General features: G+C 45.4%; 33 protein-coding genes, 8 tRNA genes and 1 pseudogene. 31 read left to right on the top strand and 11 right to left on the bottom strand.

All coding sequences use genetic code 11. The features are described from left to right. The first annotated feature begins 1 nt into the window (after nucleotide 1). Genes carB through pyrE form a run of 5 tightly spaced genes read left to right on the top strand, consistent with a single transcriptional unit; the run spans nucleotide 2 to nucleotide 6216 of the window. The gene (gene carB / locus SCACP_RS11200) at nucleotides 2-3250 is read left to right on the top strand and encodes a carbamoyl-phosphate synthase large subunit (protein ID WP_425057673.1); all 3249 of its coding nucleotides are present in this window, start codon (nucleotides 2-4) and stop codon (nucleotides 3248-3250) included. After that, the gene (locus SCACP_RS11195; RefSeq protein ID WP_425057672.1) at nucleotides 3216-3983 is read left to right on the top strand and encodes a dihydroorotate dehydrogenase electron transfer subunit; all 768 of its coding nucleotides are present in this window, start codon (nucleotides 3216-3218) and stop codon (nucleotides 3981-3983) included. The genes carB and SCACP_RS11195 overlap by 35 nt, the downstream gene beginning before the upstream one ends. Continuing rightward, nucleotides 3977-4900, top strand: coding sequence for a dihydroorotate dehydrogenase (locus SCACP_RS11190; protein WP_425057671.1), 924 nt, complete (start codon nucleotides 3977-3979; stop codon nucleotides 4898-4900). The genes SCACP_RS11195 and SCACP_RS11190 overlap by 7 nt, the downstream gene beginning before the upstream one ends. Nucleotides 4901-4924: 24 nt before the next feature. Beyond that, on the top strand, nucleotides 4925-5644 hold the full coding sequence (gene pyrF / locus SCACP_RS11185; RefSeq protein WP_425057670.1) for an orotidine-5'-phosphate decarboxylase: 720 nt from the start codon (nucleotides 4925-4927) through the stop codon (nucleotides 5642-5644). Further along, nucleotides 5644-6216, top strand: coding sequence for an orotate phosphoribosyltransferase (gene pyrE, locus SCACP_RS11180; protein ID WP_425061383.1), 573 nt, complete (start codon nucleotides 5644-5646; stop codon nucleotides 6214-6216). The genes pyrF and pyrE overlap by 1 nt, the downstream gene beginning before the upstream one ends. Before the next feature lie 3 nt (nucleotides 6217-6219). On the opposite strand, the gene SCACP_RS11175 is transcribed toward pyrE, so the two are convergent. Next, nucleotides 6220-6771 carry a DNA-3-methyladenine glycosylase family protein gene (locus SCACP_RS11175; protein WP_425057669.1) on the bottom strand — a complete coding sequence of 184 codons (552 nt, stop codon included), beginning with the start codon at nucleotides 6769-6771 and terminating at the stop codon, nucleotides 6220-6222. A gap of 287 nt (nucleotides 6772-7058) precedes the next feature. Here SCACP_RS11175 and SCACP_RS11170 point away from each other — a divergent pair. The 3 genes from SCACP_RS11170 to SCACP_RS11160 all read left to right on the top strand — a co-directional run bounded on the left by SCACP_RS11170 (nucleotide 7059) and on the right by SCACP_RS11160 (nucleotide 7298). After that, a tRNA-Asp gene (locus SCACP_RS11170) sits at nucleotides 7059-7135 on the top strand. Between the two features lie 9 nt (nucleotides 7136-7144). Continuing rightward, nucleotides 7145-7219: transfer RNA gene (locus SCACP_RS11165), tRNA-Gly, on the top strand. A 3-nt stretch (nucleotides 7220-7222) separates the two neighbouring features. Next, nucleotides 7223-7298, top strand: a tRNA-Trp gene (locus SCACP_RS11160). Nucleotides 7299-7373: 75 nt separating this feature from the next. On the opposite strand, the gene SCACP_RS11155 is transcribed toward SCACP_RS11160, so the two are convergent. From SCACP_RS11155 to SCACP_RS11145, 3 genes are read right to left on the bottom strand one after another with little or no spacing between them, the layout of a single operon-like run. Then, on the bottom strand, nucleotides 7374-8168 hold the full coding sequence (locus SCACP_RS11155; RefSeq protein ID WP_425057668.1) for an ABC transporter ATP-binding protein: 795 nt from the start codon (nucleotides 8166-8168) through the stop codon (nucleotides 7374-7376). A gap of 15 nt (nucleotides 8169-8183) precedes the next feature. After that, complete coding sequence (locus SCACP_RS11150) at nucleotides 8184-8930, bottom strand: ABC transporter permease (protein WP_425057667.1); 747 nt, start codon at nucleotides 8928-8930, stop codon at nucleotides 8184-8186. Nucleotides 8931-8960: 30 nt separating this feature from the next. After that, nucleotides 8961-10037 (bottom strand): ABC transporter substrate-binding protein, encoded by a 1077-nt coding sequence (locus SCACP_RS11145; protein WP_425057666.1) that lies wholly within the window; start codon nucleotides 10035-10037, stop codon nucleotides 8961-8963. A 148-nt stretch (nucleotides 10038-10185) separates the two neighbouring features. On the opposite strand from SCACP_RS11145, the gene SCACP_RS11140 reads away from it, so the two are divergent. The 7 genes from SCACP_RS11140 (at nucleotide 10186) to SCACP_RS11110 (ending at nucleotide 11887) form a co-directional block, all read left to right on the top strand. Then, on the top strand, nucleotides 10186-10869 hold the full coding sequence (locus SCACP_RS11140) for a hypothetical protein (RefSeq protein ID WP_425057665.1): 684 nt from the start codon (nucleotides 10186-10188) through the stop codon (nucleotides 10867-10869). A gap of 15 nt (nucleotides 10870-10884) precedes the next feature. Then, entirely contained in the window at nucleotides 10885-11244 is a 360-nt protein-coding gene (locus SCACP_RS11135; RefSeq protein ID WP_425057664.1) for a response regulator, read from the top strand. Between the two features lie 172 nt (nucleotides 11245-11416). Further along, nucleotides 11417-11492 (top strand) — tRNA-Asp (locus SCACP_RS11130). Between the two features lie 12 nt (nucleotides 11493-11504). Then, nucleotides 11505-11580, top strand: a tRNA-Phe gene (locus tag SCACP_RS11125). Between the two features lie 5 nt (nucleotides 11581-11585). Then, nucleotides 11586-11660, top strand: a tRNA-Gly gene (locus tag SCACP_RS11120). 8 nt (nucleotides 11661-11668) lie between these two features. Further along, nucleotides 11669-11743: transfer RNA gene (locus SCACP_RS11115), tRNA-Cys, on the top strand. A 55-nt stretch (nucleotides 11744-11798) separates the two neighbouring features. Further along, a tRNA-Leu gene (locus SCACP_RS11110) sits at nucleotides 11799-11887 on the top strand. Nucleotides 11888-12338: 451 nt separating this feature from the next. Here the strand turns inward: SCACP_RS11110 and SCACP_RS11105 are convergent. From SCACP_RS11105 to SCACP_RS11080, 6 genes and pseudogenes are all read right to left on the bottom strand, one after another. Continuing rightward, a pseudogene (locus SCACP_RS11105) lies at nucleotides 12339-13382 on the bottom strand (recombinase family protein); the annotation flags it as partial. 101 nt (nucleotides 13383-13483) lie between these two features. Next, entirely contained in the window at nucleotides 13484-13741 is a 258-nt protein-coding gene (locus SCACP_RS11100) for an ImmA/IrrE family metallo-endopeptidase (RefSeq protein WP_425057663.1), read from the bottom strand. Nucleotides 13742-13885: 144 nt separating this feature from the next. Beyond that, on the bottom strand, nucleotides 13886-14974 hold the full coding sequence (locus SCACP_RS11095; protein WP_425057662.1) for an RNA-guided endonuclease InsQ/TnpB family protein: 1089 nt from the start codon (nucleotides 14972-14974) through the stop codon (nucleotides 13886-13888). Next, the gene (gene tnpA, locus SCACP_RS11090) at nucleotides 14974-15387 is read right to left on the bottom strand and encodes an IS200/IS605 family transposase (RefSeq protein WP_425057661.1); all 414 of its coding nucleotides are present in this window, start codon (nucleotides 15385-15387) and stop codon (nucleotides 14974-14976) included. The genes SCACP_RS11095 and tnpA overlap by 1 nt, the downstream gene beginning before the upstream one ends. Nucleotides 15388-15503: 116 nt before the next feature. Then, nucleotides 15504-15701 carry a hypothetical protein gene (locus tag SCACP_RS11085; protein ID WP_425057660.1) on the bottom strand — a complete coding sequence of 66 codons (198 nt, stop codon included), beginning with the start codon at nucleotides 15699-15701 and terminating at the stop codon, nucleotides 15504-15506. A gap of 7 nt (nucleotides 15702-15708) precedes the next feature. Continuing rightward, the gene (locus tag SCACP_RS11080) at nucleotides 15709-16374 is read right to left on the bottom strand and encodes a helix-turn-helix domain-containing protein (RefSeq protein ID WP_425057659.1); all 666 of its coding nucleotides are present in this window, start codon (nucleotides 16372-16374) and stop codon (nucleotides 15709-15711) included. A gap of 162 nt (nucleotides 16375-16536) precedes the next feature. On the opposite strand from SCACP_RS11080, the gene SCACP_RS11075 reads away from it, so the two are divergent. Genes SCACP_RS11075 through SCACP_RS11055 form a run of 5 tightly spaced genes read left to right on the top strand, consistent with a single transcriptional unit; the run spans nucleotide 16537 to nucleotide 18697 of the window. Further along, nucleotides 16537-16743 (top strand): helix-turn-helix transcriptional regulator, encoded by a 207-nt coding sequence (locus SCACP_RS11075; protein ID WP_425057658.1) that lies wholly within the window; start codon nucleotides 16537-16539, stop codon nucleotides 16741-16743. 26 nt (nucleotides 16744-16769) lie between these two features. Then, nucleotides 16770-17801, top strand: coding sequence for a ParB N-terminal domain-containing protein (locus SCACP_RS11070; protein WP_425057657.1), 1032 nt, complete (start codon nucleotides 16770-16772; stop codon nucleotides 17799-17801). Beyond that, nucleotides 17798-18205 (top strand): hypothetical protein, encoded by a 408-nt coding sequence (locus tag SCACP_RS11065; RefSeq protein WP_425057656.1) that lies wholly within the window; start codon nucleotides 17798-17800, stop codon nucleotides 18203-18205. The genes SCACP_RS11070 and SCACP_RS11065 overlap by 4 nt, the downstream gene beginning before the upstream one ends. 34 nt (nucleotides 18206-18239) lie before the next feature. Next, a complete protein-coding gene (locus SCACP_RS11060) occupies nucleotides 18240-18413 on the top strand; it encodes a hypothetical protein (protein ID WP_425057655.1) in 174 nt (57 codons plus the stop codon). A gap of 59 nt (nucleotides 18414-18472) precedes the next feature. Next, nucleotides 18473-18697, top strand: a complete 225-nt coding sequence (locus tag SCACP_RS11055) for a hypothetical protein (RefSeq protein WP_425057654.1) — start codon at nucleotides 18473-18475, stop codon at nucleotides 18695-18697. 2 nt (nucleotides 18698-18699) lie between these two features. On the opposite strand, the gene SCACP_RS11050 is transcribed toward SCACP_RS11055, so the two are convergent. Then, nucleotides 18700-18939 (bottom strand): hypothetical protein, encoded by a 240-nt coding sequence (locus SCACP_RS11050; RefSeq protein ID WP_425057653.1) that lies wholly within the window; start codon nucleotides 18937-18939, stop codon nucleotides 18700-18702. Nucleotides 18940-19016: 77 nt separating this feature from the next. On the opposite strand from SCACP_RS11050, the gene SCACP_RS11045 reads away from it, so the two are divergent. The 11 genes from SCACP_RS11045 to SCACP_RS10995 all read left to right on the top strand — a co-directional run bounded on the left by SCACP_RS11045 (nucleotide 19017) and on the right by SCACP_RS10995 (nucleotide 24030). Beyond that, nucleotides 19017-19277 carry a helix-turn-helix domain-containing protein gene (locus SCACP_RS11045; protein ID WP_425057652.1) on the top strand — a complete coding sequence of 87 codons (261 nt, stop codon included), beginning with the start codon at nucleotides 19017-19019 and terminating at the stop codon, nucleotides 19275-19277. Continuing rightward, nucleotides 19255-19683 carry a hypothetical protein gene (locus tag SCACP_RS11040; RefSeq protein ID WP_425057651.1) on the top strand — a complete coding sequence of 143 codons (429 nt, stop codon included), beginning with the start codon at nucleotides 19255-19257 and terminating at the stop codon, nucleotides 19681-19683. The genes SCACP_RS11045 and SCACP_RS11040 overlap by 23 nt, the downstream gene beginning before the upstream one ends. Beyond that, nucleotides 19680-19883 carry a hypothetical protein gene (locus SCACP_RS11035; RefSeq protein WP_425057650.1) on the top strand — a complete coding sequence of 68 codons (204 nt, stop codon included), beginning with the start codon at nucleotides 19680-19682 and terminating at the stop codon, nucleotides 19881-19883. Before SCACP_RS11040 ends, SCACP_RS11035 begins: the two co-directional genes overlap by 4 nt. Beyond that, nucleotides 19880-20050 (top strand): hypothetical protein, encoded by a 171-nt coding sequence (locus SCACP_RS11030; protein ID WP_425057649.1) that lies wholly within the window; start codon nucleotides 19880-19882, stop codon nucleotides 20048-20050. Before SCACP_RS11035 ends, SCACP_RS11030 begins: the two co-directional genes overlap by 4 nt. Before the next feature lie 246 nt (nucleotides 20051-20296). Next, nucleotides 20297-20470 (top strand): hypothetical protein, encoded by a 174-nt coding sequence (locus SCACP_RS11025; protein ID WP_425057648.1) that lies wholly within the window; start codon nucleotides 20297-20299, stop codon nucleotides 20468-20470. Further along, on the top strand, nucleotides 20463-20588 hold the full coding sequence (locus SCACP_RS11020; RefSeq protein ID WP_425057647.1) for a hypothetical protein: 126 nt from the start codon (nucleotides 20463-20465) through the stop codon (nucleotides 20586-20588). Before SCACP_RS11025 ends, SCACP_RS11020 begins: the two co-directional genes overlap by 8 nt. A gap of 76 nt (nucleotides 20589-20664) precedes the next feature. Beyond that, a complete protein-coding gene (locus SCACP_RS11015) occupies nucleotides 20665-20931 on the top strand; it encodes an AbrB/MazE/SpoVT family DNA-binding domain-containing protein (RefSeq protein ID WP_425057646.1) in 267 nt (88 codons plus the stop codon). A gap of 2 nt (nucleotides 20932-20933) precedes the next feature. Next, a complete protein-coding gene (locus SCACP_RS11010; protein WP_425057645.1) occupies nucleotides 20934-21881 on the top strand; it encodes a hypothetical protein in 948 nt (315 codons plus the stop codon). Nucleotides 21882-22125: 244 nt separating this feature from the next. Beyond that, nucleotides 22126-23283, top strand: a complete 1158-nt coding sequence (locus SCACP_RS11005) for a DUF1351 domain-containing protein (RefSeq protein ID WP_425057644.1) — start codon at nucleotides 22126-22128, stop codon at nucleotides 23281-23283. Beyond that, on the top strand, nucleotides 23284-23853 hold the full coding sequence (locus SCACP_RS11000; protein WP_425057643.1) for a host-nuclease inhibitor Gam family protein: 570 nt from the start codon (nucleotides 23284-23286) through the stop codon (nucleotides 23851-23853). Next, complete coding sequence (locus tag SCACP_RS10995; RefSeq protein ID WP_425057642.1) at nucleotides 23854-24030, top strand: hypothetical protein; 177 nt, start codon at nucleotides 23854-23856, stop codon at nucleotides 24028-24030. Nucleotides 24031-24034: the final 4 nt, after the last annotated feature.

The following is a 24034-nucleotide window of genomic DNA, read 5'->3' as shown; positions in this document are numbered from 1 at the left end:
GGTGCCGAAAAAGCACAATTTACGTAAAGTAATGGTAATTGGTTCAGGCCCGATAGTTATAGGCCAGGCCGCAGAATTTGACTACGCCGGTACTCAGGCGTGCCAGGCGCTCAAAGAAGAAGGTTTTGAAGTGGTGCTGGTTAACAGCAATCCGGCTACCATCATGACTGATACCAATATTGCTGATTGGGTATATATTGAACCGCTCACACCGGAATACCTGGAAGAAATCATTGCCAAAGAACGCCCGGACGGACTTTTGCCCACTCTGGGCGGTCAGGCTGGTCTTAACCTGGCTGTTAAACTGGCGGAAAGCGGTGTTTTGGAAAAATATCAAGTGGAACTCTTAGGTACGCCGCTTGACGCTATTAAAAAGGCCGAAGACCGCGAATTATTTAAAGCTACCATGGAAGAAATCGGACAGCCCATTCCCGAGAGTACCATTGTCGAAGATATTGAGAGTGCACTTAAATTTGCCCAGGAAATCGGCTACCCGCTGATTGTGCGTCCGGCCTATACTCTGGGTGGTACAGGCGGCGGTATTGCTCACAATGATGAGGAACTTATCGATACTGTTAACAAGGGCTTAAAGTACAGCCTTATTGGTCAGGCGCTCATTGAACGCAGTGTGGCCGGCTGGAAAGAAATTGAATATGAAGTTATCCGTGATGCTGCCGATAATTGTATCACTGTCTGCAATATGGAGAACTTTGATCCTGTAGGCATCCATACCGGCGATAGTATTGTTGTGGCGCCGTCACAGACACTGACAGACTATGAATACCAGATGTTAAGAAGCGCATCGCTTAAAATCATCCGGGCGTTGGGAATTGAAGGCGGCTGTAACGTTCAGTTTGCGCTTGACACCAAAAGCAGTAAATATATCGTAATTGAAGTTAATCCGCGGGTAAGCCGTTCGAGTGCCTTAGCGTCCAAGGCTACAGGCTATCCTATTGCCAAAGTCGCCACTAAAATCGCTATCGGCTATACGCTTGACGAAATTACCAATGCTGTAACCGGCAAAACCAAAGCATGCTTTGAGCCGGCGCTTGACTACGTGGTAGTTAAGTTTCCGCGCTGGCCCTTTGATAAATTTAGTTTTGCCGACCGGATTCTCGGCACTCAGATGAAAGCCACCGGTGAAGTTATGTCGATCGACCGGAACTTTGAAGGTGCGCTGCTCAAGGCAGTGCGCTCATTGGAAATTGGTCTTCACCGGTTGTATATCCCGGAATTTGACAGACTTAGCGACTTGGAGGTCAAAGAAAAGTTAAAGCTTGCTAATGATGAACGGGCGTTTATTATTGCCGAAGCCATGCGGCGGGGGATAACTGTAGAGGAAATTCATGCTATTACGGCGATAGATAAGTTTTTTCTAGAAAAAATTGCCAACATTGTTGCCATGGAACGGCAAATCAGCCAGGAACTGTCTACGGAAGTGCTGTTGGCAGCTAAAAAGATGGGGTTTGCCGATAAGACTATTGCCGAACTTACCGGTAGGACGATATACCAAATCCGGGAAATGCGCAAGCAGGCAAATATTTTGCCAAGCTATAAAATGGTTGACACGTGCGCGGCCGAGTTCGAGGCAGTTACTCCGTACTATTACTCGACTTATGCTCAAGAAGATGAAGTCATGACAACCGACAAGCGTAAAGTCATGGTATTGGGCTCAGGTCCAATCCGTATCGGTCAAGGTATTGAGTTTGATTACTGCTCGGTACATTCCGTGTGGGCGCTCAGGCAAATGGGCATTGAATCGGTAATCATCAATAATAACCCTGAAACAGTATCTACCGATTTTGATACTTCTGACCGCCTGTATTTTGAACCGCTCACGCCTGAAGATGTGCTCAATATTATCGACAAGGAAAAACCGGATGGTGTCATTGTCCAGTTTGGCGGACAGACAGCCATCAACCTGGCCGGGCCGCTGGCTAAAGCCGGAATAAAAATTTTCGGCACCAGTGTTGAGAATATCGACCGGGCCGAAGACCGGGAAAAGTTTGACGAACTGTTGGAACGGCTCAATATTCCGCGCCCGCAGGGTGCAACTATTACTGATGCGGCAATGGCTGTGGAAGCAGCCGAGCGCATTGGTTATCCTGTTGTCGTTCGTCCGTCCTATGTATTAGGCGGGCGGGCTATGGAAATTGTATATAACGAAACTGAGTTACGGGATTATATGGAGCGGGCGGTCAAAGCTTCTCCCGAGCATCCGGTGCTGGTAGACCGCTATATGCAGGGTACTGAGGTTGAAGTTGACGCCATTTCTGACGGACAAGACTTCCTCATCCCCGGCATTATGGAACATATCGAACGCGCCGGCGTACATTCCGGCGACAGTATCGCCGTATATCCGCCGCAGACGCTGTCCCAGAAAGTGATTGACACAATTGTCGATTATACCGGCCGGTTGGCCAAAGGACTGCAGGTAAAAGGTTTAATTAATATTCAGTATGTAATTGTCGATGAGGCGGTATATGTTCTGGAAGTAAACCCCCGGTCCAGCCGGACAATCCCCTTCTTGAGCAAAATTACCGATGTACCTATGGTTAATGTGGCTACTCGGATAGCTATTGGGGAAACCCTGAAAAGTTTAGGGTATCCTACGGGGCTTCTGCCGGCCAAACCGTACATTGCCGTCAAAGTGCCGGTGTTCTCATTTGCCAAGATGCAGCAAGTAGATATCTCGCTGGGACCAGAGATGAAGTCTACCGGCGAAGTCATGGGCATTGACTATAACTATCCCAGAGCACTATATAAAGGAATTATTGGCGCAGGTATGAATGTGCCGCAAGAAGGTACTGTCCTGTTCACCGTTGCTGATAAAGACAAACCTGAGGCGGGCGAGATTGCTAAGGAGTTTGTCCAAATGGGTTATGAACTTATAGCCACCAGCGGTACCGGCGAATATCTCCGGTCACTTGGCTTAAAAGTCGGTTTGGTACCCAAGCTCCATGAACAGCAGCCGGAAATTGTCGAGATGATTAAAGCCGGAAAAATAAATATGGTTGTTAATACGCTGACCAAGGGGCGGGACGCTGAAAGCGACGGCTTCAAAATCAGAAGGGCATCAGTAGAGCATGCCGTTTTATGCTTGACATCCATGGACACGGCCAAGGCTGTTCTTGACGTATTAAGCATTAAGCGTCAGAGTAAGTTTCTCTATGTGCTGGCGCTGCAGGACTATGTAAGCGGAGGCGAAACAGCCCATGGTAAAAACCAGTGTTCAAGCTCAGGTTGTTGAACAAAATACTATTGCTGGCGATGTAATGCAACTGGCGATGGTTGTGCCTGATATTGCCCGGATAGCCTGTCCAGGTCAGTTTGTCCACATCCGGGTGGCCGATACGTTAGAACCGCTCCTGCGGCGGCCGTTTAGTATTGCTGACTGTAACGCCGATAGAGGAATTCTGACAATTATTTATCGTATTGTCGGTCGCGGGACGGCGTTAATGGCCAAACTAAAGCCGGGAGATACTATAGATTGTATGGGGCCGCTCGGCAACGGTTTTGCATTGACCGGCCAGCGCCCCCTCCTTGTCGGGGGTGGCATGGGTCTGGCGCCGCTTGTTATGCTGGCCCGGGCATTTTGCTCCCGGACGGCAACTGTACTGATGGGCGGGCGCAATGAACAAGAATTGTTTTGGCCTGATATTTATGCCAAAATTTGTAAAAACATACATATTACTACTGATGACGGCAGTATCGGTCATCGGGGTTTTACGGTAGATCTGCTGCCCCAGCTATTAGAACAGGGAAAGTTTGATATCATTTATGCCTGCGGCCCTTACGCCATGCTCAAAGGTGTGGCTCAAATAGCGGCAAGCCATGATATTCCCTGCCAGGTATCGCTGGAAGAATATATGGCCTGCGGCGTTGGCGCCTGCCTGTCTTGCACCTGTGCTGGTACCAGCGGCAAGCGTCACAAGGTTTGTACTGACGGCCCGGTCTTTTGGGCTGGGGAGGTGGCATGGTGAGTGTAATGAATGACATGTTAACTGTCGATATTGCCGGCATAAAAATGAAGACGCCGGTTATGACGGCGTCAGGAACATTCGGCTTTGGTCTTGAATACAGCGATTTTGTTGATTTAAACCAAGTAGGGGCAATAGTAGTAAAAGGCACAACCCTTGCGCCCAGAGCCGGCAACAGCGGCAGACGTATGGCTGAGACTCCCGCAGGTATGCTAAACTCCATCGGTCTGGAAAATCCCGGGGTTGAAGGATTTATTTCCCGGATATTACCTAAGCTGAAAAACTATCAAGTACCGGTTATTGTCAACATTTCCGGCAATACAGTTGAAGAATACGGCGAACTGGCGGCGCGCCTTGACAAATCAGGTGTTGCCGGTCTTGAAGTAAATATTTCCTGTCCTAATGTCAAACAGGGCGGGATTGCTTTTGGCACCTGCCCGGACAGTGCCACGCAAGTAGTGCGGGAAGTAAAAGCCAGGACAAGCCTGCCGGTCATTGTCAAACTGTCACCTAACGTTACTGATGTTGTGCTCATGGCACAAGCAGTGGAAGCGGCCGGTGCTGACGCTATCTCGCTTATTAATACACTGCTCGGCATGGCTATTGACATCGGTAGCTGGCGGCCGGTTTTAGGCAATACGGTTGGCGGTTTGTCCGGACCGGCTGTCAAACCGGTGGCTGTACGTATGGTGTGGCAGGTAGCAAAAGCTGTTAAAGTGCCGGTTATTGGCATGGGCGGGATAATGACGGCCGCTGATGCGGTAGAATTTATACTGGCCGGCGCCAGCGCAGTGGCGGTGGGTACGGCCAACTTTATCAATCCGTACGTATCTGCCGAAGTAGCTCAGGGAATTAAGGACTACTTGGCCGAACGCGGCTTAAAGCATGTGAGGGAGCTTGTTGGCAAGGTTAACTGTTAAATGGCATTGATGGAGGATATATAGATGGATCAAGTACGCAACCGATTGATTGTAGCACTTGATGTTGATACTATGGCTGAGATGCGGCAACTGGTTGAAGAACTGGGGGATGCAGTCAGTTATTATAAGGTGGGTATGCAGCTCTTTTATAGCGTAGGTATGGAGTGCCTTACTTATTTGCGCGGGTTGGGTAAAGAGGTTTTTCTTGATCTAAAGATGCATGATATTCCTAACACTGTGGCGCAGGGGGCAGCCTCACTGACCAGACTGGGCGTAGCAATGCTTAATGTTCATTCTTCAGGCGGTCCGGCCATGATGCGCGCAGCCGCCCAAAAAGTTGCAGAAACGGCTGCAAGTCTTTCGATTCCGCGTCCCAAACTTATTGCGGTCACAGTATTGACAAGTATAGACAGCACCGAGTGGGCTTCACTCAGGTGTGCCGCCGGCATTTCGGACCAGGTTGTCCATCTGGCACAGATGGCCAAGGAGGCGGGTTTAGACGGAGTTGTAGCTTCACCGCAAGAAGCCGAGATTATCCGGGAGGCGTGCGGTAAAGACTTTGCCATTATTACGCCCGGTGTCCGTCCTAAAGGTGCTGCACTAAACGATCAAAGCCGGGTAGCTACGCCGTCAGACGCCTTAAAATCCGGAGCCCATTATCTGGTAGTAGGCCGTCCGATTACGGCGGCTCAAGACCGGCGTACCGCAGCCCTGGCTATTTTAGAGGAAATGAGGAACGCATGATGAATGAAGCGGAAGTACGTCAACTATTTATTGAAACAGGCGCGATCCTGGAAGGACATTTTTTGCTCACTTCGGGCTTGCACAGTCCGCTGTATGTAGAGAAATTCCAGGTATTGCAGTATCCGAAACATACAGAAAAGCTATGCGCTGCTTTAGCTGAACGGTTTACCAATGACAACATTGAACTTGTGGTCGGTCCGGTAACCGGTGGTATCATTCTGGCCCATGAAGTGGGTAAGCATCTTGGCACTCGCGCTATTTTCACTGAACGTGAAAACGGCAAGATGGCTTTAAGGCGCGGTTTTGTCATTGAGCAAGGTCAGCGGGTGCTCATTGTTGAAGATATTGTAACTACCGGTGGTTCAGTAAAAGAGGTTATTGACGTAGTGCGTGAGCACGGCGGCATCCCGGTGGCCGTGGGTATGTTGGTTGACCGCAGCGGCGGCAAGGCAGACTTCGGTATTCCGGCTCAAGCTCTCCTGCATCTTACGATTCCCACCTATCAGCCTGACGACTGCCCGCTGTGCAAGGAAGGCATTGTTCTAACCAAGCGCGGCAGCCGCAAGCTATAGGAGTTACTTATTCTCGAGACTTCGCCACAGGTACCAGCTGGCGGTTGTGCGGTACGGCCGCCACTTTTCAGATATGTTGCTTAGTAAAATTTTGTTTGGCAAAACGTCAAGGTTGTACAATTTTTGTACAGCCTTTTTTAGTCCCAAATCATCAGATGGGAAAACGTCAGGTCGGTTTAAAGCAAAGATTAAAAAAATCTGCGCAGTCCAGAGACCAATACCTTTGACCGCGATTAGCTGCTTAATAATGTCTTCGTCAGGCATGCCGGAAAATGAATCAGGTGTGACAGTGCCGTCAAGCGTTTTCCGGGCAAGATCAAGAATATAGCCGGTTTTTTGACCTGATAAGCCTAAGCTCCGAAGTTCTTCCCATGAGGTATCGGCTACTGAATCCGGTGTGGGATTACCGCCATAAAAAGTAATAAAGCGGTGATTTATGGCATCAGCAGCCTTGGCAGCCAACTGCTGTGAAATAATTGACTGACACAAGAGTGAAAAATATTGCTGTTTTGGCTCAAGTGTACAAGGACCATACTGTTTGATAATTTCACACATTATCGGGTCCGTAAGACTGAGGATTTCCTCCGCCTGGCGCCAGGGCGAGTTTGTAAATTTTATTGACATAATAACCTCGCTTGTAATTTTGTTATGTATGATTCATTATATGGCATTATTTGCCGGCAGCCAAGACTTTATTAGATGAAAAACGTAGTAAACAGCTAAAATAGAGATAATGATAAAGTTATACATAAATATTTTTCTAAAATAAACTCAATAAGCTGTTGATATAATGTCGAAAGCATGGTATCATTAAATCTCGTCAGGGAGATGATTTGAAACATGGCCCCGTGGTGTAGCGGTCTAACATGCCGCCCTGTCACGGCGGAGATCGACGGTTCAAATCCGTTCGGGGTCGCCATCCTGACGTGCGGAAGTAGCTCAGTGGTAGAGCATCGCCTTGCCAAGGCGAGGGTCGCGAGTTCGAATCTCGTTTTCCGCTCCATATAGGGGTATAGCTCAATTGGTAGAGTAGCGGTCTCCAAAACCGTTGGTTGTGGGTTCAAGTCCTACTGCCCCTGCCACCACAATTTCAGAAATGACGTGGGTTTAGACCTGCGTCATTTTTTGTTGTTGGCGGAAAATGACGCAGGCCGTTTCTAACCCAATTCCTGGTTTTTGACCTTGAGTACTTCCTCGCGCAATGTCAGCCATATAGTCTGGAATAGCTCGTTGTAGTGAAGGGAAGTCCGGATGGCTGACAGGTCCCGGGGACGCGGCAAATCCACGTCGATAATGGCCTTGACTGTGCCGGGATGGGCTGTCATAATCATAATTCTGTCGCTCAAACATAAGGCTTCATCAATACTATGGGTGATAAACACCGTTGTCTTTTGGGCCAGCTCCCAGATACGCAGCAGTTCCTGTTGGAGAATGAGCCGGGTTTGTTCATCCAGGGCGCCGAAGGGTTCATCCATTAACAGTATCTCCGGGTCGTTTGCAAAAGCCCGGGCTACGCTAACCCGCTGCTTCATTCCGCCAGATAACTGGTGTGGGTAAGCGTTGGCGAATTTGGACAGGCCAATCATCCGGATATACCGGTCGGCAATTTCATAGCGTTCCTGTTTTGGCACACCCCGCAGCTTAAGGCCATAGGCCACATTGTCTTTAACAGACATCCATGGAAAAACCGACTGTTCCTGAAAAACCATGGAGTTCACCGGCCGATCCTGGGAACTGACATTGATGATAAGTTCTCCCTGAGAAGCTGTTTCCAGGCCGGCTAAGATGCGTAACAGTGTGGTTTTACCGCAACCACTGGGGCCGAGGATGGAGAAAAACTCGCCGTCGCCGATAGCGAGGCTGATGTCATGGACTGCGATGACCAGGCCGGTTTTTGTGGCAAAATTTTTACCGATATTGTTCATAATAATGCTGTTGTCGCTATAAACCATCTGACCAGCCCCCCTTTAATTAGTCTGTTTCCAGGGCAGTACCAGGCGCTCTAGCCAATCAAGCAGCAGGGAAAAGATATATCCCAGCACCGACAGGGTGATGAGCGCGACAAACATTTGTTCAATATCAAACATATCGTAAGCTCGCCAGATCATCCAGCCTACGCCGGCTTTTGCAGCCGAGAGTTCAGCGGCTACGATAAGGATAAGGGCCATGCCCATACCCAGTTTAAGGCCGGCGAAAATCATGGGCAGTGCTCCTGGTAAAGCCACCGTGAGGTAGAAGTCTTTGCGGCTGGCGCCAAAATTTCTGGCAACATCCAAATAAATTTTATCAATATTAAGTACCCCCGCCATGGTATTGATAACTACTAAATAGAATACACCGATGGCGATGGTGAAAATTTTGGAAGTTTCACCCAAGCCGAAAATTAATAGGATGAGGGGCATAATGGCTAATTTGGGAATTGGATATGTAGCTGCTATCATAGGTTCAATGGCTGAACGCAATAGCGGTGATAATCCCATACCCATACCCAGCAATACCCCGGGAACAGCGCCTGCTAAAAAGCCCCAGATAACCCGCTGGACACTGACCGCAGTGTTGTAAACAAGTTCCCCTGACCACAACAGCGGAAATAAAGACTGCAAAATCAGGGTCGGGCTTGATAGTAACCTGACGTCAATCAGGTCGGTTCGGGCAATTAGTTCCCACAATATCAGCAATGTCAGGGGCGATAAAACCGAAATAACCGTCCTCATAATATCAACTCCCGGGCGAACAACACGCCACTATTGGTACTTGCCTAAAACACTGAGGGCAAAATCAACATAACTGTTATCAACAGTATCTTGCAGTTGGATATCTGATTTAAGGAGATTGTTGTCTTTATACCAGGCCAAATCGGCAGCCAGGCCTTTCATGCGTACATAGCCGTCAGGATTAAGACCAGTGGGAAGCATTTTATCATACAGGGCGGGGTCCTTAATACTGGAATATTTGCACAGGATGTCAATAACTTCGGCTTTGCCTTTGTTTTGGAAGAAGGCATCATTGTAGTCCCGCACTGACTTAATATAGGCGGTCATGAACCTGTTGGCTACGTCAGGCCGTTTGCTCATACTGGTGCCATAAACCAGCAAAGCGATTTGAGCGTCAGGGTCATAGTCGGCCGGATCTTTCCATGGATTGAGAACACCTTTAGCAATGCCTTGGGTGACAAAGGGTTCAATAACCATGGCAGCATCAATACTCTTGTTGCCCAAAGAAACAAGCATGTCGGGAAATGCCCGGATAACCTGGATATCAACGTCTTTTGGCGTTAAGCCGCCTTTATTTAACACCCGGATAGCACAGATTTCGTCAAGGGAAGCTGTGCCAACTATGGCGATCTTCTTGCCGCGCAAATCTGCATAGTTCTTGATGACATCGGCAAGATCTTTTCTTATTACGAGACGATAGTAACCTTGGCCGGGAACGTTAATACCTTTGTCAGCAACTATTTTGACCGGTATATCGCGAGACATGGCATTGAGAAGTCCGGCAGCAGTTACTGTTGCGCCAACATCTAATTGTCCAGCTGCTAGCTGATTGATCATTTCCTGCCCTGAATTGAACTGTACCGGCTCAATCTTGATACCAAGATCTTGATAGTAGCCTTTGGCCATACCAATGAGAATACCTGCATCTGAAATGACTTGTTTCATACCAACTTTCACAACAGTTTCCTGGGGCAAAGCAGTTAAGCCCGGCGCCCAAGCCGGTCCTTTGACGGGAGTCACTTGAGTAGCAGGGGCTTGACTGCAGGCGGCAATCAGAAAAGTGAATACAAGTAAGACCGCTACTAGTCCTACTAACCGTTTTGACATGTTTTTCCCTCCTCGCTTACTTATAAAATGTATTTCCTTATAACTACTTCATAATATTCAGAGTTTGTTTTTTGGTTACTTGATGTGCAGGTTTTTTTATAACTACCAAGAATATAAGCATAGAAGCAGAACGAGAGGATCAGTGTACATGAAAAAAATTATTGAACAAGTAAACGGGTGGGAATTTCTCAAGAATCTTCCTGCTAATTTGTGTGGTTTTACACTAATTAACGAGTTAATGACATGTGGTTCCCAATATCGTATTTTTACATACCATAATCCAAAATACCGGCGAAGCTTTACCATTTTATATGATAAAGCCACCAAAGATTTCTTGGCACGAACTGTAATCGGGCTAACTGAGTTTTGCGATATAAATTTTATTACCGGTGATTTAGCTGCGTTGGAAAAAGTGTTGACAGAACGAATGGAGAAAACATTATGGCAATTGGTCAATTTTGATCCAGCCTGCTTATGCACCCAGTTTATAGATAAAAAGGTGCTTGAGTGGTCTTATGCCGAACAATTGCCAAAATTTTTGGCAGGGTTTGAAATGTTTATAAGTCCTGCACAACCTGTCAAGGCGCTAAACGGGTCTTATGTTATAATAGATTACAGCGATTTTATTACAGAAAGTAATTTGAATGTAAATTATAATATATTCCGAGATGAATTTTTTGGCGAAATACGGCTCAGGCGGACGCCGGTCATGACGGCTGACTTCGACGCTAAAACATTGCCTGATCTCGAAGAAAAGTTAAAGGTCGGTTTATCTGCCACTCTTGAAGACTTACGGTTAAAGTTACAGGGAATAAATCAGGTGAACGCTTAGCAAGGAGGTTATTTAATGGCGAAAATTTTAGTTTGCGATGATTCAGCGTTCATGCGCATGATGTTGAAAAAGCTGCTTACGGATAAGGGGCATGAAGTAATTGCTGAAGCCGGTGATGGGAAACAGGCAGTACAATTATATCGCCAACACAAGCCAGATTTGGTCACTATGGATATTACTATGCCGGTCATGGACGGAATTCAGGCGGTAAAGCATATTCATGATGAAGATCCTCTGGCCCGGATTATCATGGTGACGGCTATTGGTCAACGTGAGATTATTACCGATGCTATAAAAGCCGGAGCATCAAGCTTTATCGTCAAACCTTTTGATTCAGAACAGATAGAAGAAACAATAAACAAAGTTCTCGCTTAATAAATCTAATTTACTAATCACATCTAATTTACTAATGCACTTGACGGTTTTTCAATATTACGATATAATGAATTTCGTCGTAAGAGGCATATCTAGTGTGAAACTATGAATGAAAAAAAGTATTGACATTAAGTGATGAATGCAGTATACTAGATAATGCGATTTGTTAAGCGGCCCGGTGGTGTAGTGGTTAACATGCCGCCCTGTCACGGCGGAGATCGAGGGTTCAAGTCCCTTCCGGGTCGCCATGTAATTAATTCGCCTCGGTAGCTCAGTCGGTAGAGCAGAGGACTGAAAATCCTCGTGTCGGCAGTTCGATTCTGCCCTGAGGCACCATCTATGCGGAAGTAGCTCAGTGGTAGAGCATCGCCTTGCCAAGGCGAGGGTCGCGAGTTCGAATCTCGTTTTCCGCTCCATAAAAAATGGCGGCATAGCCAAGTGGTAAGGCAGAGGTCTGCAAAACCTTTATTCCCCAGTTCAAATCTGGGTGCCGCCTCCATTTAAAAAAATGAGCCACGTACCAGTGGTTTTATTTTATATAATACTAATAATATGCCGGGGTGGCGGAACAGGCAGACGCAACGGACTTAAAATCCGTCGGGTGGAAACACCCGTACCGGTTCGATTCCGGTCCTCGGCACCAATTCTAAGCAAACTATTTTAAGCTGGATTACTACAGAATAATCGGGATTTACGACAACTTTATTTACCACATTTTGCAACATGGCCTGGACTCTGTCCGGGTCTTTTTCTCTTATGGCTAGGGACCAATCTTGGATAACTTCACGGATCATAGACTCTGGTACGGAAATGTTCTCAGTCTGCATGCAGGTGGATACCAGCTGCTCACGCACAGCAGTAATGCGGTCTTTAGTCTGCTGCATGCGTTCCCGGTCAAAAGGATCTATCTTGCCTGTTTCTTCGATTACATTATAAAATCCGTCTAGTTTTTTCAGCAATGATTTTTCCTCTGCCTGCAATTTATCAATTAGTTTATGATTCTTTTCGCACTGCCGGTTAATCTGTTCGTTAATATCTTTAATCAAAATAGGCAAAGCTTCGGGGTTAAGCAGACGATCGTAAATTTCGCTTAAAATCAAATTCTCTAATTCATCTTTTGGAATCATCGGAGTGGGGCATTTGCCAGCATCGGCATGCCTCTCTTTTTTATTACAGCGATAATAATAGTATTGGCCATTTTTTACCTTGGTACCGATCATTTTGCAGCCACAATAAGAACAAGTAACTAAACCGGTTAGCAAGTACGTTACCGTGCGCTCATGATATTGTCGTCCTGAGTTTTTCCTCTTGTTCATGATATCTTGTACCCTCCTGAAAGTTTCATCGTCTATAATGGCTGGCAAGGCATTTTCATGACGAATTATTTTTTCGTTATTGGTAGCAGCAACACTTCGTTTTCCGTCGAAATCACGCTGTACCTTGCCATATACATATACTCCAATATATTTTTCATTTTTGAGAAGATCATGTAACGAGTTTTTCCCAAAATATCGGCCGCGCCTAGTTCGAAATCCATGAGCGGTCAGCCAGTCACAAATGGCACTATAACCAGCACCCTGCAGGAACATATCAAATATTTTTTTGACCGCCAAAGCTTCTTGCTCATTGATCACATATTTTTTGTTTTCAACGGAATACCCAAATGGGGGAGTACCGCCGTTGAATTCGGCGCGATTTGCCTTTAAGGTCAGTACCTTCATGGTTTCGCGCGCCAGGTTGCGGCTATAATAAGCCGACATACCAACAACCATATTCTCCATCATTTGGCCTTCAGGGGTATCATCAAAGTTCTGTTCGGCATATTCAATGCGAATATTATTTTTTCGAAGTTGACCTTTATAAAAATAATAATCGTATTCATTTCGGGCATTGCGGTCAACCTTGTGAAAAATAACAACGTCAAAAAGACGTTTTTTGGCGTCAGCCATCATTTGCTGGTATGCGGGCCTGTCATCAAAACGACCGGATTCGGCGCGGTCAATGTATTCATGTACGATTAGATAGCCTTTGCGCTGGGCGTAAGCCCTACAGGCAGCGAGTTGGGCTTCGATACTGGTGTCATGTTGCTTGTCTGACGAGTACCTAGCTGAAATTACGGCACGGATACGGGTAGTCATAATAACCAGTCCTTTATAAATTATATTGCGAGTGCGCCAACACTAGGCAGTCTTTTTTTGTCTAAAATTCCGGTTGAACCGCAACTCGCGTAATTACTACTTCAGCGCAAGATGGGAAGAGTTTTTAAGTCAATAAGCTTATCTGGTATACCTACGTTTTTGGCTATATTATAAAGGCTGCAATCGGAATACTCTCGCAGTATTTCATCAGGCAGTAAAAGTTCTACTGCGAAGGTATTGGCTTGCCGCTCTATCTTATCGGTTGAAAATAATGTATGACGTTTTAAAAAGGGCGTATTCATATCAGAATGCTTGATGGCATGTCCTAACTCATGACCGCAAACAAACTGTTTTGACACTCCCCATGCCTAAAGGCAGGGGATTCTTAGGTGATTAAACCGAAGTCCATTTCTGGTATCGGAGTATGACCCCAAGTTCAGGGCTATGCCATTAGCCCGTCCCTGGGCAGAGCGTATTAGCTCCCAGGGCTGGCAGACTATCGCTTATGCTACACCATCTGCCACAGTTGCGGACATGATATTAATTGCTCCAACTCTATCCCGATGGGCTTTGTATCCGCAACCGCACTTGTATTTTCTGTCGTTGGCTTTGTTGAGTTCTCCACATTTCGGGCATTTCTGGCTTGTATGTTTTGGATTAACATACTCAACTTTAATTCCAGCCAGAGTTGCTTTGTATTCAATATATTGAGCCAAACGATAAAAACTCCAGACATGCAAATTCTTTTCGTTTTTACGGCTTGTTCTTGCCGTCTGGCGTATGCCAGAAAGTTTTTCAAGACGGATAACGGATACTTGGTTTTCTTTTCCGAAATTGACTATTTTACGGCTAATCTTATGGTCTTGGTCTTTCATCCAACGTTGCTCTTTGTTGTGGCGTTTTTCGATAGCTTTGAGTTTCTTTAGCTTACCGAGCTTACGGCGCACGGAATGATGTTTTCTTTTGATGAATTTGTTTTGTCTTCCGTTGCCTACGAACTTGGTCTTACCGCCTTCTACAACGGCTACGGCAGGGATTTTTAGACCTAAATCTACGCCCATAACTTTGTTGCCTTTAGACTGTTGTTCGGGCATTTCTACGGCTATTTGGGCTATGTATTTGCCTGATTTTTGCGTTATACGAAGACTACCGAGTTTGCCGTTTAACCGTTCCCGTTGGTAGTCGGTCAATACTACTTTAACTTCAATACGCTTGGACTTATCGGCAATTAATACAGGAAACGACAGGACATTTTCTTTCAGAGAATAGTTCTGGTTGTTCCAGATGGCAACAGGTTTTTTAAGAATTGGCACTCTGACTTCTTTTTGGTCTTCGGGCTTTAATCTGGCATTGGTGCGAACATTCTTTTTATACTTTTTAAATACGCTTTTAGCGTCTTGTATTGCTTGATTTTTTACTGCACTAGAAAGCTCTGCAACAACGGTTTTGCTAGTATATTTAAGGGTTGTATCGGCTTCTACGAAGTCTGCTACGATTTGGTTAACCAAGCGGATATATTCTTGGGTTGTTGCTTGAAGAAGGATATTCTGTTCTCTAGTTGGCTCTAATTTGATTTTGACGGTGATTTGCACTATTTCACCCCCCTTTGCGAAGTTTTTTGACTCTCAATATACTGCTTAATTACGGAAAGTGGCGCACCGCCTACAGTAGCTACGAAATAGCTGTTTGTCCAGAGTGTAGGTAGTTTTGTTGTCAGATGCTTAAACTCTTTGCGAAGTATCCGCGAAGTATGACCTTTAATTTCTTTAATGAGTTTATGGACTCCATATTGCGGGTCTACTTCGACAAGCAAATGAACGTGGTCAGGCATAATTTCTATTTCGATGATTTCTGTTTGACGTTCGGCGCAAATACTTGCAATCAACTCCTTTAATCGCCGTTCTACATCATCAACTAAAACCTTCCTGCGATACTTGGGACACCAGACTACATGGTACTTACAAGAGTATACAACGTTGTTGTTCGACTTGAATTTAGTGTTCATATATGTATTATAACGCACTTAGCTATCTAATACAAACAAAAGAATTAAACCTATTGAAAAACATCGAGTTTTTCAATAGGTTGTGCCTTATATCCCCATAGCTGAAGCAAGGGGCTTTACGGCACTTTCGGTAATTTCTCAGGAACGTTATTATTGAGATGAATAAACTTAAAACGTTTATATTTACTAAAGAATCCGAGAGTGTTTCTCATATTACGATATAATACAATGATTCCTAAATTGTCTGCGATAATAAATGGATTATTTGTTTTGTGCTTTCCAATTAAGTCTTCGACAATTTTTTTGGTATCCATCGGTAACCTACTCCTTGCGGTATTTTTTAGGAGTGAATTTTTTCTTTGCAAGTTGTTTAGCCAGCCTCATGGAATATTCCAAACTTGCTCTTAATAGTTCCCGATCTTCTTCGTCTTCAGGGTCGTTATAGGCAGCCATACCGGATTTGTCGTCGAGAGCGTTTAGCATGGCTTCAAGGTCTTTGGCGATTTCACGTTCGTCTTTGGGGGTGAGGGGCGGGAGGGGATTAGAAGAGGATGCATCTTGGTTTGAATTAGGAGCAACTAAATTGCTATATTTATTTTTTCGTGCAAGCTCCAAAGTCGCTTTTTCTTCAGGTGAAAGTAATCGGTTAAGAAGTTCATTTTTGTCAAACGGACCTGCACCGGGGGATAGATCTACAATTGGTTCTGAGTGTTTATATTGAATGTTGCTGTTAATAGCATTTGGAAATATTACACCGTTATCACTGTCAAGACTTAATTTGACTAAAAAATCAGTATCTGTATTAAGTCCTTTAGCAAGTTTTTCTAAAGTTTCAATTGTTAAACTTACTTTTTTACCTGTTCTAGGGTCATATCCTTTTTCAATACTATCTAAATGAGTATGACTAATACCGCATTGTTTTGCAAATTCACGCAATGATCTTTTGCCTCGCGTTGTCCTAACAAATTCGCCTAACTTGTTAATCATAATTAACACCACCTAAAATAATTGTAAGCTATAGCTTACAAAAAATAAAGAAAAATTGTTCGACAGTCTTGTTGTTTATGCTTGACAAAATGACAAGTGTTGTTTATAATTTACATTGTAAATCATAAACAACACAAAGTATTCGTCGAAGGAGGTGTAATTATGCAGAATAAAATTGCAGAAATCAGAAATAGTGCAGATCCCAAAATTAGTCAAGAAGAGTTAGCTATAAGTGTTGGAATTAGCCGTACTCATCTATCGGAAATAGAAAATGGAAAAGCAGAACCCGGTGGGCAGGTAATGTTGCGTATTGCACAGGCATTAGGAAAAAGCGTTGAGGATATTTTTTTTATCAATATTGTTGTGTAAAAACAACAAGAAAGGAGCGTGAAACATTGACCAACAAGTACCAAGTATTGCGTCCGCTTACTCCACCCGAATATGCATCTTTAAAAAATAGCATCCGTGAGAGCGGAGTAACCGCTCCAATAATAACAGATGAAGATGGTAATATCATTGACGGTCATCACCGGCAGCGAATTTACAACGAACTACAGGCCGAAGGCGTTTCGTTACCAGCCTTGCCTAAAATCGTCAAAATTGGCTTGACAGAAGAACAAAAAATTAATCTGGCATATGAACTGAACATAACTGGCAGGCAATTAACACCAGCAGAAATCGTTGAACTGCGAAGCCGGGCCGGGCGCAGGAAAGCGGTAGAACAATCGCTACGACAAAGCCCTCATATGGCGGATAACTGGCACGCTCAACAAACTGGAGTGTCAGATAAGACAATCCGTGTAATCAGAGAAAATCTAGAAAGCATTTCGGAAATTCCGAAATGCCAAACATTAATTACCAGTGACGGTAGAGAGTACCCACGTAAACAATTAATGTCGGAAATTCCGAAGCTTAACGATGTCGAGCGCAAATCAGAACCCGAACCAATCGGCAATTGCAAATACTGCGACTTTGAATTGTACAAGCCATGTCCCATCTGCGAAGGAGATCACTGCGAAGAGTGCTGCGGGCCAGATGAGGACCAGGACGAATTAGACGATGAAGAAATCAAAGACATGGAAGACTTTCTGGCCAACAGGACGGCTACCGGAATCGGTGTTAAGCCGCCTGCAGCTGAAGTCATTCCATTAACGCGCCCAACAAAACCAGCAGACGAAGAATACGCTCGATACTGCAAACAAGTAGACCGCGAGCACCATATTTGCGTATCAATCTTTGAAGCAATCAGCGCCCCAGCATCGCTGGATGTAGGCGACATTGACGAAGCGGTTCGCATTTTTCTGGCCGGTACTCCCGATGCGACGCCGGAACAATATATCCGGGAATGCGACAATGCAATCCGGGAATTGACGAACCTGAAACAAGCATTTGAACGATGCAAAAAACTGAAGGTGGTGAAAACATGAAACTGGACAAGCGTATTTTTGATCGAATAGCCGATTGTTACCGTGATAATCCGGATATGTCGGAAGAGGAATTATTCGGGTTGATTGATACATACGTCAGCAAACCGGACCCGGTTGACTTGATGCACGCTTGGAAAAAGAGAATGGCAACTTATATTGTTTCCCGTTTGCGGGATGAAGATAACATACGAAACATTTTTGCCGCCAAAGATGAAACCGGAAAAACGAAATATGTGTTTACCGAAAAGTCTTCCGACCAGAAAAAGCTGGATTCAATCAGGCGGACTTTATTCCGCAAATATAAGGGACTTGAGAAATCATTCAAAAAGGTAAACAAGCGGTTTCAGACAGTATCCGGCCAAACCACTTTGGAATTTGAGTTTGAAAACAACGTAAACCAATAAAATAACTTGGCGGCAGAAAGCGAGGTGAACCACCATGATCACAATCCACGCCAATCTAAAAACCGGCGAACACCATGTTGAACAAAGCGAACACCCTGACGATCAGCCGATAACTGTTTTTACTCAATTTCTATTACCGGACATTATTGAGAAGCTAAAACAACATAAATTAATTGCTAAAGATGAAAAAGTAAGTAAAACAGTTTAACAGAAAGGAGCGTAACATGAGTAACTTACGCATTCTTCATTCAGACGAGAGGTGAGACGGTGGCCGAAAATACAGTTTATTTAAGCGGGGAAGCACAAGCCCGGTTTTTGTTGGGCAAGGAGATTGTAAACACACTTTTTACAGGTAAAGCGTATTCAGAAATCAAAGCGGAGACCGAAGTTATCCTAAAAACGCTAGAAATAATTTCAAAAAAATACGACGTAAACGCCATTAAAGAAATTATTCTCTACGGGCAGATTTACGCCGCAAATTTTAAAAAATAGGCTTATTTTAAGGAAACCCCAATAATTACATCAGTTTCATCATTATTGTCAAAAGCGTGATGGATTTTTATTAGGTTGTTTTTCGCCAATTTATTTAGTTCGATACATAAAATGTCCTGATTATCCATTCCGTGATAAAGAGCCAAATACTCTAAAATCCTACTAAAAGTAACTATGTAGCCAATATCAGTAAAGTTATCAACAGGTAATGTTTTTATGATTTCAAGCAAATTAATCTGCACGAATCATCACCTCCCTTCGCCGTCAAAATTCGTCAGGGAGGAAACAAATTCCTGTAAAGATTAGGAGGAGATAAATTATGGAACCGATGTTTAAAGTTGCTTTAACGCCGAAAGAGGCAGCACAAATATCACCGTTTGGTGAAAACCGAATACGTCAGCTTTGCCTGAGTGATCCATCATTTCCGGCGTTTAAAAATGGCCGAGACATTATAATTCCTCGTAAGGGCTTTGAAGAATGGCTGGAAAAACAGGCATCGTATCGAGTCGGTTTCCCTGAACCGCTGCGAAGATTGGCCACAAGGAGGCAATCCATCAATGAAGGCTTATCTCATCGTTGAATCCGGTCTCGCGGTCCCAATATTCGCGACAAACCGAAATAAAGCATTGAAAAAACTCTACGACTCCGGATACGAAGCCCAAGGCATTACCTCCGGAGAACCCACTGTGATCCGCAAACCAGAGTGGGACCAGTACGCGAATACCGAAAGAGTACCGGCATATGACCTGGTACAGGCAGGACTACGTGTTAGCTGTGCAATCTGTCACGATGATTTTAATCCGTGTCAAGATCGCAACGACTATGTTGAATACAATGGCCAAGATATATGCTTTAGCTGTGCCGAACAACAATTTTGCACGAACTGCCAGCACTTGGCCGGTGACGAGAAGCTATGTGAAGTATGTGAAGCTTGTTGGGGAAACATAAAATTTCCAAATTTCCAAAGAAAGGAGTTGATCCCATGAATTTCAAGATCGTTCCCACTGGCGCCGAATTCCGCGTCGAACCGATCACCGACATAGGCAGATCGCTGGCGGCTCACTGCCGGTCTCACGGTGAAAACCTGACGTATCCGACGCATGCCGGAGCCGAGGAAGCGGCCAGGCAGATGGAAACCGCAATTGTAAATCGGCATGGCCGTCTCTGGGCGGTGTATGCGACGTGAAAACAGTACCGATATCCAAACCCAGTGACAGGCCAGCCCAGCCGCAGTACCCGGGCAAGCCGAAAAAATCCGCTGCCGGATTTGCGGACAAGCTGGAAGCGGCCATGAAACAGTATGTGCCGGCGGGATGGCCGCCAGGAACAAAAAGCAGAAATGAAAGGAGGTAAGACATTTGCCTGAATATCTTGACGAAGATTCGCCTTGCCGGTTTGTGAAGACATAAAAGGATGGAAGGAAGTGTAAAAAATGGCTAAGAAAAAGCGGCCATGCGCTACGTGCGGTAAAAAACTATCAAGCTTTGATGGCACGTATATGTATGATATGGCAAAAGGCAGGTCGGTATTTGTCTGTAGAGATGATCGGTTATGCCAGAAGCCGTACGTGAAGGTACACGCAAAAGGAGGTGAACAGACATGACAGTACCCTGGTGGTGGCTGATCGTCGTCGCAATGGCGGCCGGCAGTCTGGGATTGATTATAGCTGCGATGCTGGCTATTAGCAAACAGGCAGACGACTGGAATGAAGTTTATGACAGTATCGAAGCTAACAACAAATATCACCGCGAAAGGAGGGACTCCGATGTTTGAAAGTATCATTGAATTGCTTTGCGATGGCGATTTTAGCGGCAGAGAGCTTGCCCGCAGTATGTTCTTCGTCGAAGATTTGGAATTTCTGGCTGCCCAAAAAGAAAAAGCCGTCCACTGAGAACGGCCACCGAAAAAATAATTGTCAACTGAATTGTAACACCCCTAAATAAAAACGTCAATGGGAGGGAAATACAGTGAAATCAACCGGTATTGTTCGTAGAGTCGATGAGCTGGGCCGGGTCGTTATCCCAATCGAGCTACGCCGCACTCTTGATATTGAGGAAAAGGATGCCCTTGAAATTTATGTAGATGGTGACCGTATCATTCTCCGGAAATACGAGCCGGCTTGTGTATTCTGTGGTAACGCTGCCGATGTCACCAATTTCAAAGGCAAAAATGTTTGCAATGATTGTTTGAATTCTATAAGCGGCCAGGTAGCTGAGTCTAAAAGGAAGGTGTAACTATGCCAGCAGGAAAGTCTGTAAACTCATATAAGCTGCCATATCCAAAACCTAGAATCGCAACCGAACTGACGAACGTGCAGCAACCAGCGCCGCCCCGATCCGGCTACCATCCAGTGCATTGCGTGAAAAATAACATTCCGCTTGACCAGGCGTTTTGCTTAAAACCGGAAGACCTCACAGAGGAAGATTTTCGAGCCATGGTTGACCACGGTACGCGCAAACAAACCATTAAGCGGCTTTATGGCTTTAGAAATGATGCAGAGTTTTATAAGTGGCTAAGGAATCATAAATTGCACCCATATACGCCAGAGGCAGTGAATCCGGCGGCAGAGGCAGCGGCTATCGTTGAACAAGCCAGCGTACAACCTGAAACAGCGCCTGAAGAGGGAACCACAATTTCGAACTTGACGGCCAAAAACTGCGAACCTGAGCCAGCGCCAGCCGAAGTCACTAAAACACCAAAGCTCCCAAACGAATTTACCGAAGAGCTAAGGTTAGCTAGAGAACCACTTCCTGATGAAATCATCACTGACCCAGACAAAATTGCAGAGCTAATGACTGAGCCACCAAGCCCTGATACCTCGCGTACGCCTGATTTTAAAAACTCAATCTATAAAGGTTTTACCTGGTTTTATGGTCAGCAGTCATCAAACCCGGTGATAACGGTATATGAAGATGGCCGGTTTTCAATACCTGCCGCAATTCGTAAAACATTTGTAGCATGTTTAGTAAGTGTGGGTTTATCAGAAGAAGGGATGTATTTGGTGGTAACGCCGTCAGAAAAAGAAAAAGGCTTTACCCTAAAGCCTAAACAGCAAAAATATCGTGATATTGAACTTAGTAAAATGCTCAAAAAAATCGGTATTGCGTTACCGGCCAGATATGCAATGTCCTGGAATGAGGCAGAGCAGTTGTGGGCGGGAACATTGGAGCAAACAGCGACATGAAACGGCAGCGCATACATCAGATCCGCTGCCGGGACTGCGGCCGATGGCTGACGCCGGGCAGAACGTTTTATATGCGGGGAAAGGATTTGACTTGTTACGTGTGTTTTCATGATCTGCATAATAGACAAGAGTTCTTATTATATGATATGCCGGTTAATAAAAATGTATGCATGAAAGATTAAGTTAATTACCGGGGGCCGGCGTGGGTCGTTTCCGGCCCCGGTGATAAATAGGAGTGATTATTTTGTCTGACCCCTTAGAAATTGATATCACCGGAACAATGGAAACCGTAAGCGAAAACGCAAAATCCGTTCTCGATAATGACGAAACAGTTACAGTTTCGACTGAAATCGTAAACGAATCTGCTCCGGCCGTGATCGAACTGGAGCCTAAAACCACATCACTGATTCAGGAATTCGACTGGAATTTCGCCGAAATCAAACAAGCCATACAACAGCGGATTGAAAAATACGTCGGCCTGGTTGTCACTGAAGACAACCTTAAAGATATGGAAGATACTCAGAAAGAGATTGCTGGCCTCCGGGCCAAGATCGATGCATTCCGTAAACAGGTCAAAAAACAACTCAATGAACCTTATGACAAGTTTGAAGGTCAAGTCAAAGAGTTGTTGGCCATAGTCGAGCAGGCTGAAGGGCCACTCCGGAAGCAGATACTGCAGTATGAGGAAGATCGCCGGAAAGCAAAAGAAACCGAGCTCTTGGAATTCGGCCGGAAAACAGCCGCCAATCTCGGCGTCAGGGATGAATATTTTAACCTGGTTATTCCGGCGAAGTGGACAAACCGGACGGCCAAAGACGGCGCGGTCCGGAAAGAAATTGTTACCGAAGTCGAATACATGTTAGCCCGACAGCGAAAAGACGACGAAGCTGCTGAACTGGAACGACAAAAAACAGAGTTGATTACTCAACTTTGCGCAAACACGTCTCAGGTATTTATGCTGAAGACGCCGCTTACTCCGGAAGATATACAACACTTAACCGCCAATGCCGGACTCGCTGAAATTCCCGGTATTATTACCAAAGAATGCACCAGGCGGGCCGAGCTCGAGCGAAAGGCAGCAGCTCCGCCACCGGTACTGGAGTTGTCAGAATACGGATCCATGTCAGCATCTCCGGAGCCTGAACCGGAATACTCGCCAGAGTATTTGCCACCAGAACCACCGCGGCCGCAATTGCCGCCAATGCCACCGCCTCCACGAATGGAAGAGCCGCCATTGCAGCCGCCGTTTCAGCCAGCTACTGCACCAGCGCCAGCGTTGTGGGATGTGCAGATACTGCTGACCGGGAAATCAGTCACAGTTCAGCAAGCGGCAAGAGTCCGGCAGTGCATGGAGCAAAACGGCTTTATCTATGAAGTTATCAGCCAGGAAAGGGTGAAATAAATGAGTTTAGTTGAAAACCTTGACCAATATCTCGATCAGGCCGACGGCATGCCGGATCAGCCCCAACAAGCTTTTGTAATTGATACTCCGGAAAAAGCTGATTGGGCCGTTCGTAAAATACTCCGGTTGCAGACCAAAAACGAGGAAATCAACCAAATCGCCGATGATCGCATTGAGAAAGTAGAAGCATGGCGGAAGCAAACAAAGTCTGAAAATGACCGTTCTATTGAGTATTTAGTAAGTTTACTCCGTCCGTTTGCCGAGCAGCAATTAGACGGAAAAAAGAAAACCGTCAGACTGCCATCCGGAGACGTAAATTTCCGAGCAACACCCACCCAGTTTTTCATTGCAGGCCAAAAAGTAGACGGTAAAAATCAAGTACTAACATCCTATGTTAAGCAGAACGCTCCGGAATATCTAAAAATCGAGGAATCAACCAATTGGGCAGAATTCAAAAAAACTCTTACAATTACCAGTACCGGCCAAGTTATTGCTAATGACGGCGAAATCCTGAATTTTATCTATGCCCTCGAGTATCCGGATACTATTATTGTGAAGGAGCGGAAATAAATGAAAAACGTCGACATGAAAGTCAACGGCAACATCCTGACCATCACTGTGGACCTGTCAAAACAATACGGTCTGTCAAAGTCGGGGAAATCCATCGTCGTAGCCAGCACTGAGGGGAATCATGACGTGCCTGAAACCGATTTTAAAATCGGGCTGAATGTGTATAAACGGGCGTAAGGAG

It is taken from the genome of Sporomusaceae bacterium ACPt, from assembly GCA_041428575.1.
Lineage (GTDB): Bacteria > Bacillota > Negativicutes > Sporomusales > Sporomusaceae > Sporomusa_D > Sporomusa_D carbonis.
Note: the sequence above shows the minus strand (reverse complement) of the source record. Positions and strands in the feature narration are given on the sequence as shown.

Coding starts and splice junctions, on each gene's coding strand:
- SCACP_RS11195 (WP_425057672.1), top strand. CDS start 3,216: ATGGTAAAAACCAGTGTTCAAGCTCAGGTTGTTGAACAAAATACTATT.
- SCACP_RS11190 (WP_425057671.1), top strand. CDS start 3,977: ATGGTGAGTGTAATGAATGACATGTTAACTGTCGATATTGCCGGCATA.
- pyrF (WP_425057670.1), top strand. CDS start 4,925: ATGGATCAAGTACGCAACCGATTGATTGTAGCACTTGATGTTGATACT.
- pyrE (WP_425061383.1), top strand. CDS start 5,644: ATGAATGAAGCGGAAGTACGTCAACTATTTATTGAAACAGGCGCGATC.
- SCACP_RS11175 (WP_425057669.1), bottom strand. CDS start 6,771: ATGTGTGAAATTATCAAACAGTATGGTCCTTGTACACTTGAGCCAAAA.
- SCACP_RS11155 (WP_425057668.1), bottom strand. CDS start 8,168: ATGGTTTATAGCGACAACAGCATTATTATGAACAATATCGGTAAAAAT.
- SCACP_RS11150 (WP_425057667.1), bottom strand. CDS start 8,930: ATGAGGACGGTTATTTCGGTTTTATCGCCCCTGACATTGCTGATATTG.
- SCACP_RS11145 (WP_425057666.1), bottom strand. CDS start 10,037: ATGTCAAAACGGTTAGTAGGACTAGTAGCGGTCTTACTTGTATTCACT.
- SCACP_RS11140 (WP_425057665.1), top strand. CDS start 10,186: ATGAAAAAAATTATTGAACAAGTAAACGGGTGGGAATTTCTCAAGAAT.
- SCACP_RS11135 (WP_425057664.1), top strand. CDS start 10,885: ATGGCGAAAATTTTAGTTTGCGATGATTCAGCGTTCATGCGCATGATG.
- tnpA (WP_425057661.1), bottom strand. CDS start 15,387: ATGAACACTAAATTCAAGTCGAACAACAACGTTGTATACTCTTGTAAG.
- SCACP_RS11085 (WP_425057660.1), bottom strand. CDS start 15,701: ATGGATACCAAAAAAATTGTCGAAGACTTAATTGGAAAGCACAAAACA.
- SCACP_RS11080 (WP_425057659.1), bottom strand. CDS start 16,374: ATGATTAACAAGTTAGGCGAATTTGTTAGGACAACGCGAGGCAAAAGA.
- SCACP_RS11075 (WP_425057658.1), top strand. CDS start 16,537: ATGCAGAATAAAATTGCAGAAATCAGAAATAGTGCAGATCCCAAAATT.
- SCACP_RS11065 (WP_425057656.1), top strand. CDS start 17,798: ATGAAACTGGACAAGCGTATTTTTGATCGAATAGCCGATTGTTACCGT.
- SCACP_RS11060 (WP_425057655.1), top strand. CDS start 18,240: ATGATCACAATCCACGCCAATCTAAAAACCGGCGAACACCATGTTGAA.
- SCACP_RS11045 (WP_425057652.1), top strand. CDS start 19,017: ATGGAACCGATGTTTAAAGTTGCTTTAACGCCGAAAGAGGCAGCACAA.
- SCACP_RS11040 (WP_425057651.1), top strand. CDS start 19,255: ATGAAGGCTTATCTCATCGTTGAATCCGGTCTCGCGGTCCCAATATTC.
- SCACP_RS11035 (WP_425057650.1), top strand. CDS start 19,680: ATGAATTTCAAGATCGTTCCCACTGGCGCCGAATTCCGCGTCGAACCG.
- SCACP_RS11025 (WP_425057648.1), top strand. CDS start 20,297: ATGACAGTACCCTGGTGGTGGCTGATCGTCGTCGCAATGGCGGCCGGC.
- SCACP_RS11020 (WP_425057647.1), top strand. CDS start 20,463: ATGTTTGAAAGTATCATTGAATTGCTTTGCGATGGCGATTTTAGCGGC.
- SCACP_RS11010 (WP_425057645.1), top strand. CDS start 20,934: ATGCCAGCAGGAAAGTCTGTAAACTCATATAAGCTGCCATATCCAAAA.
- SCACP_RS11000 (WP_425057643.1), top strand. CDS start 23,284: ATGAGTTTAGTTGAAAACCTTGACCAATATCTCGATCAGGCCGACGGC.
- SCACP_RS10995 (WP_425057642.1), top strand. CDS start 23,854: ATGAAAAACGTCGACATGAAAGTCAACGGCAACATCCTGACCATCACT.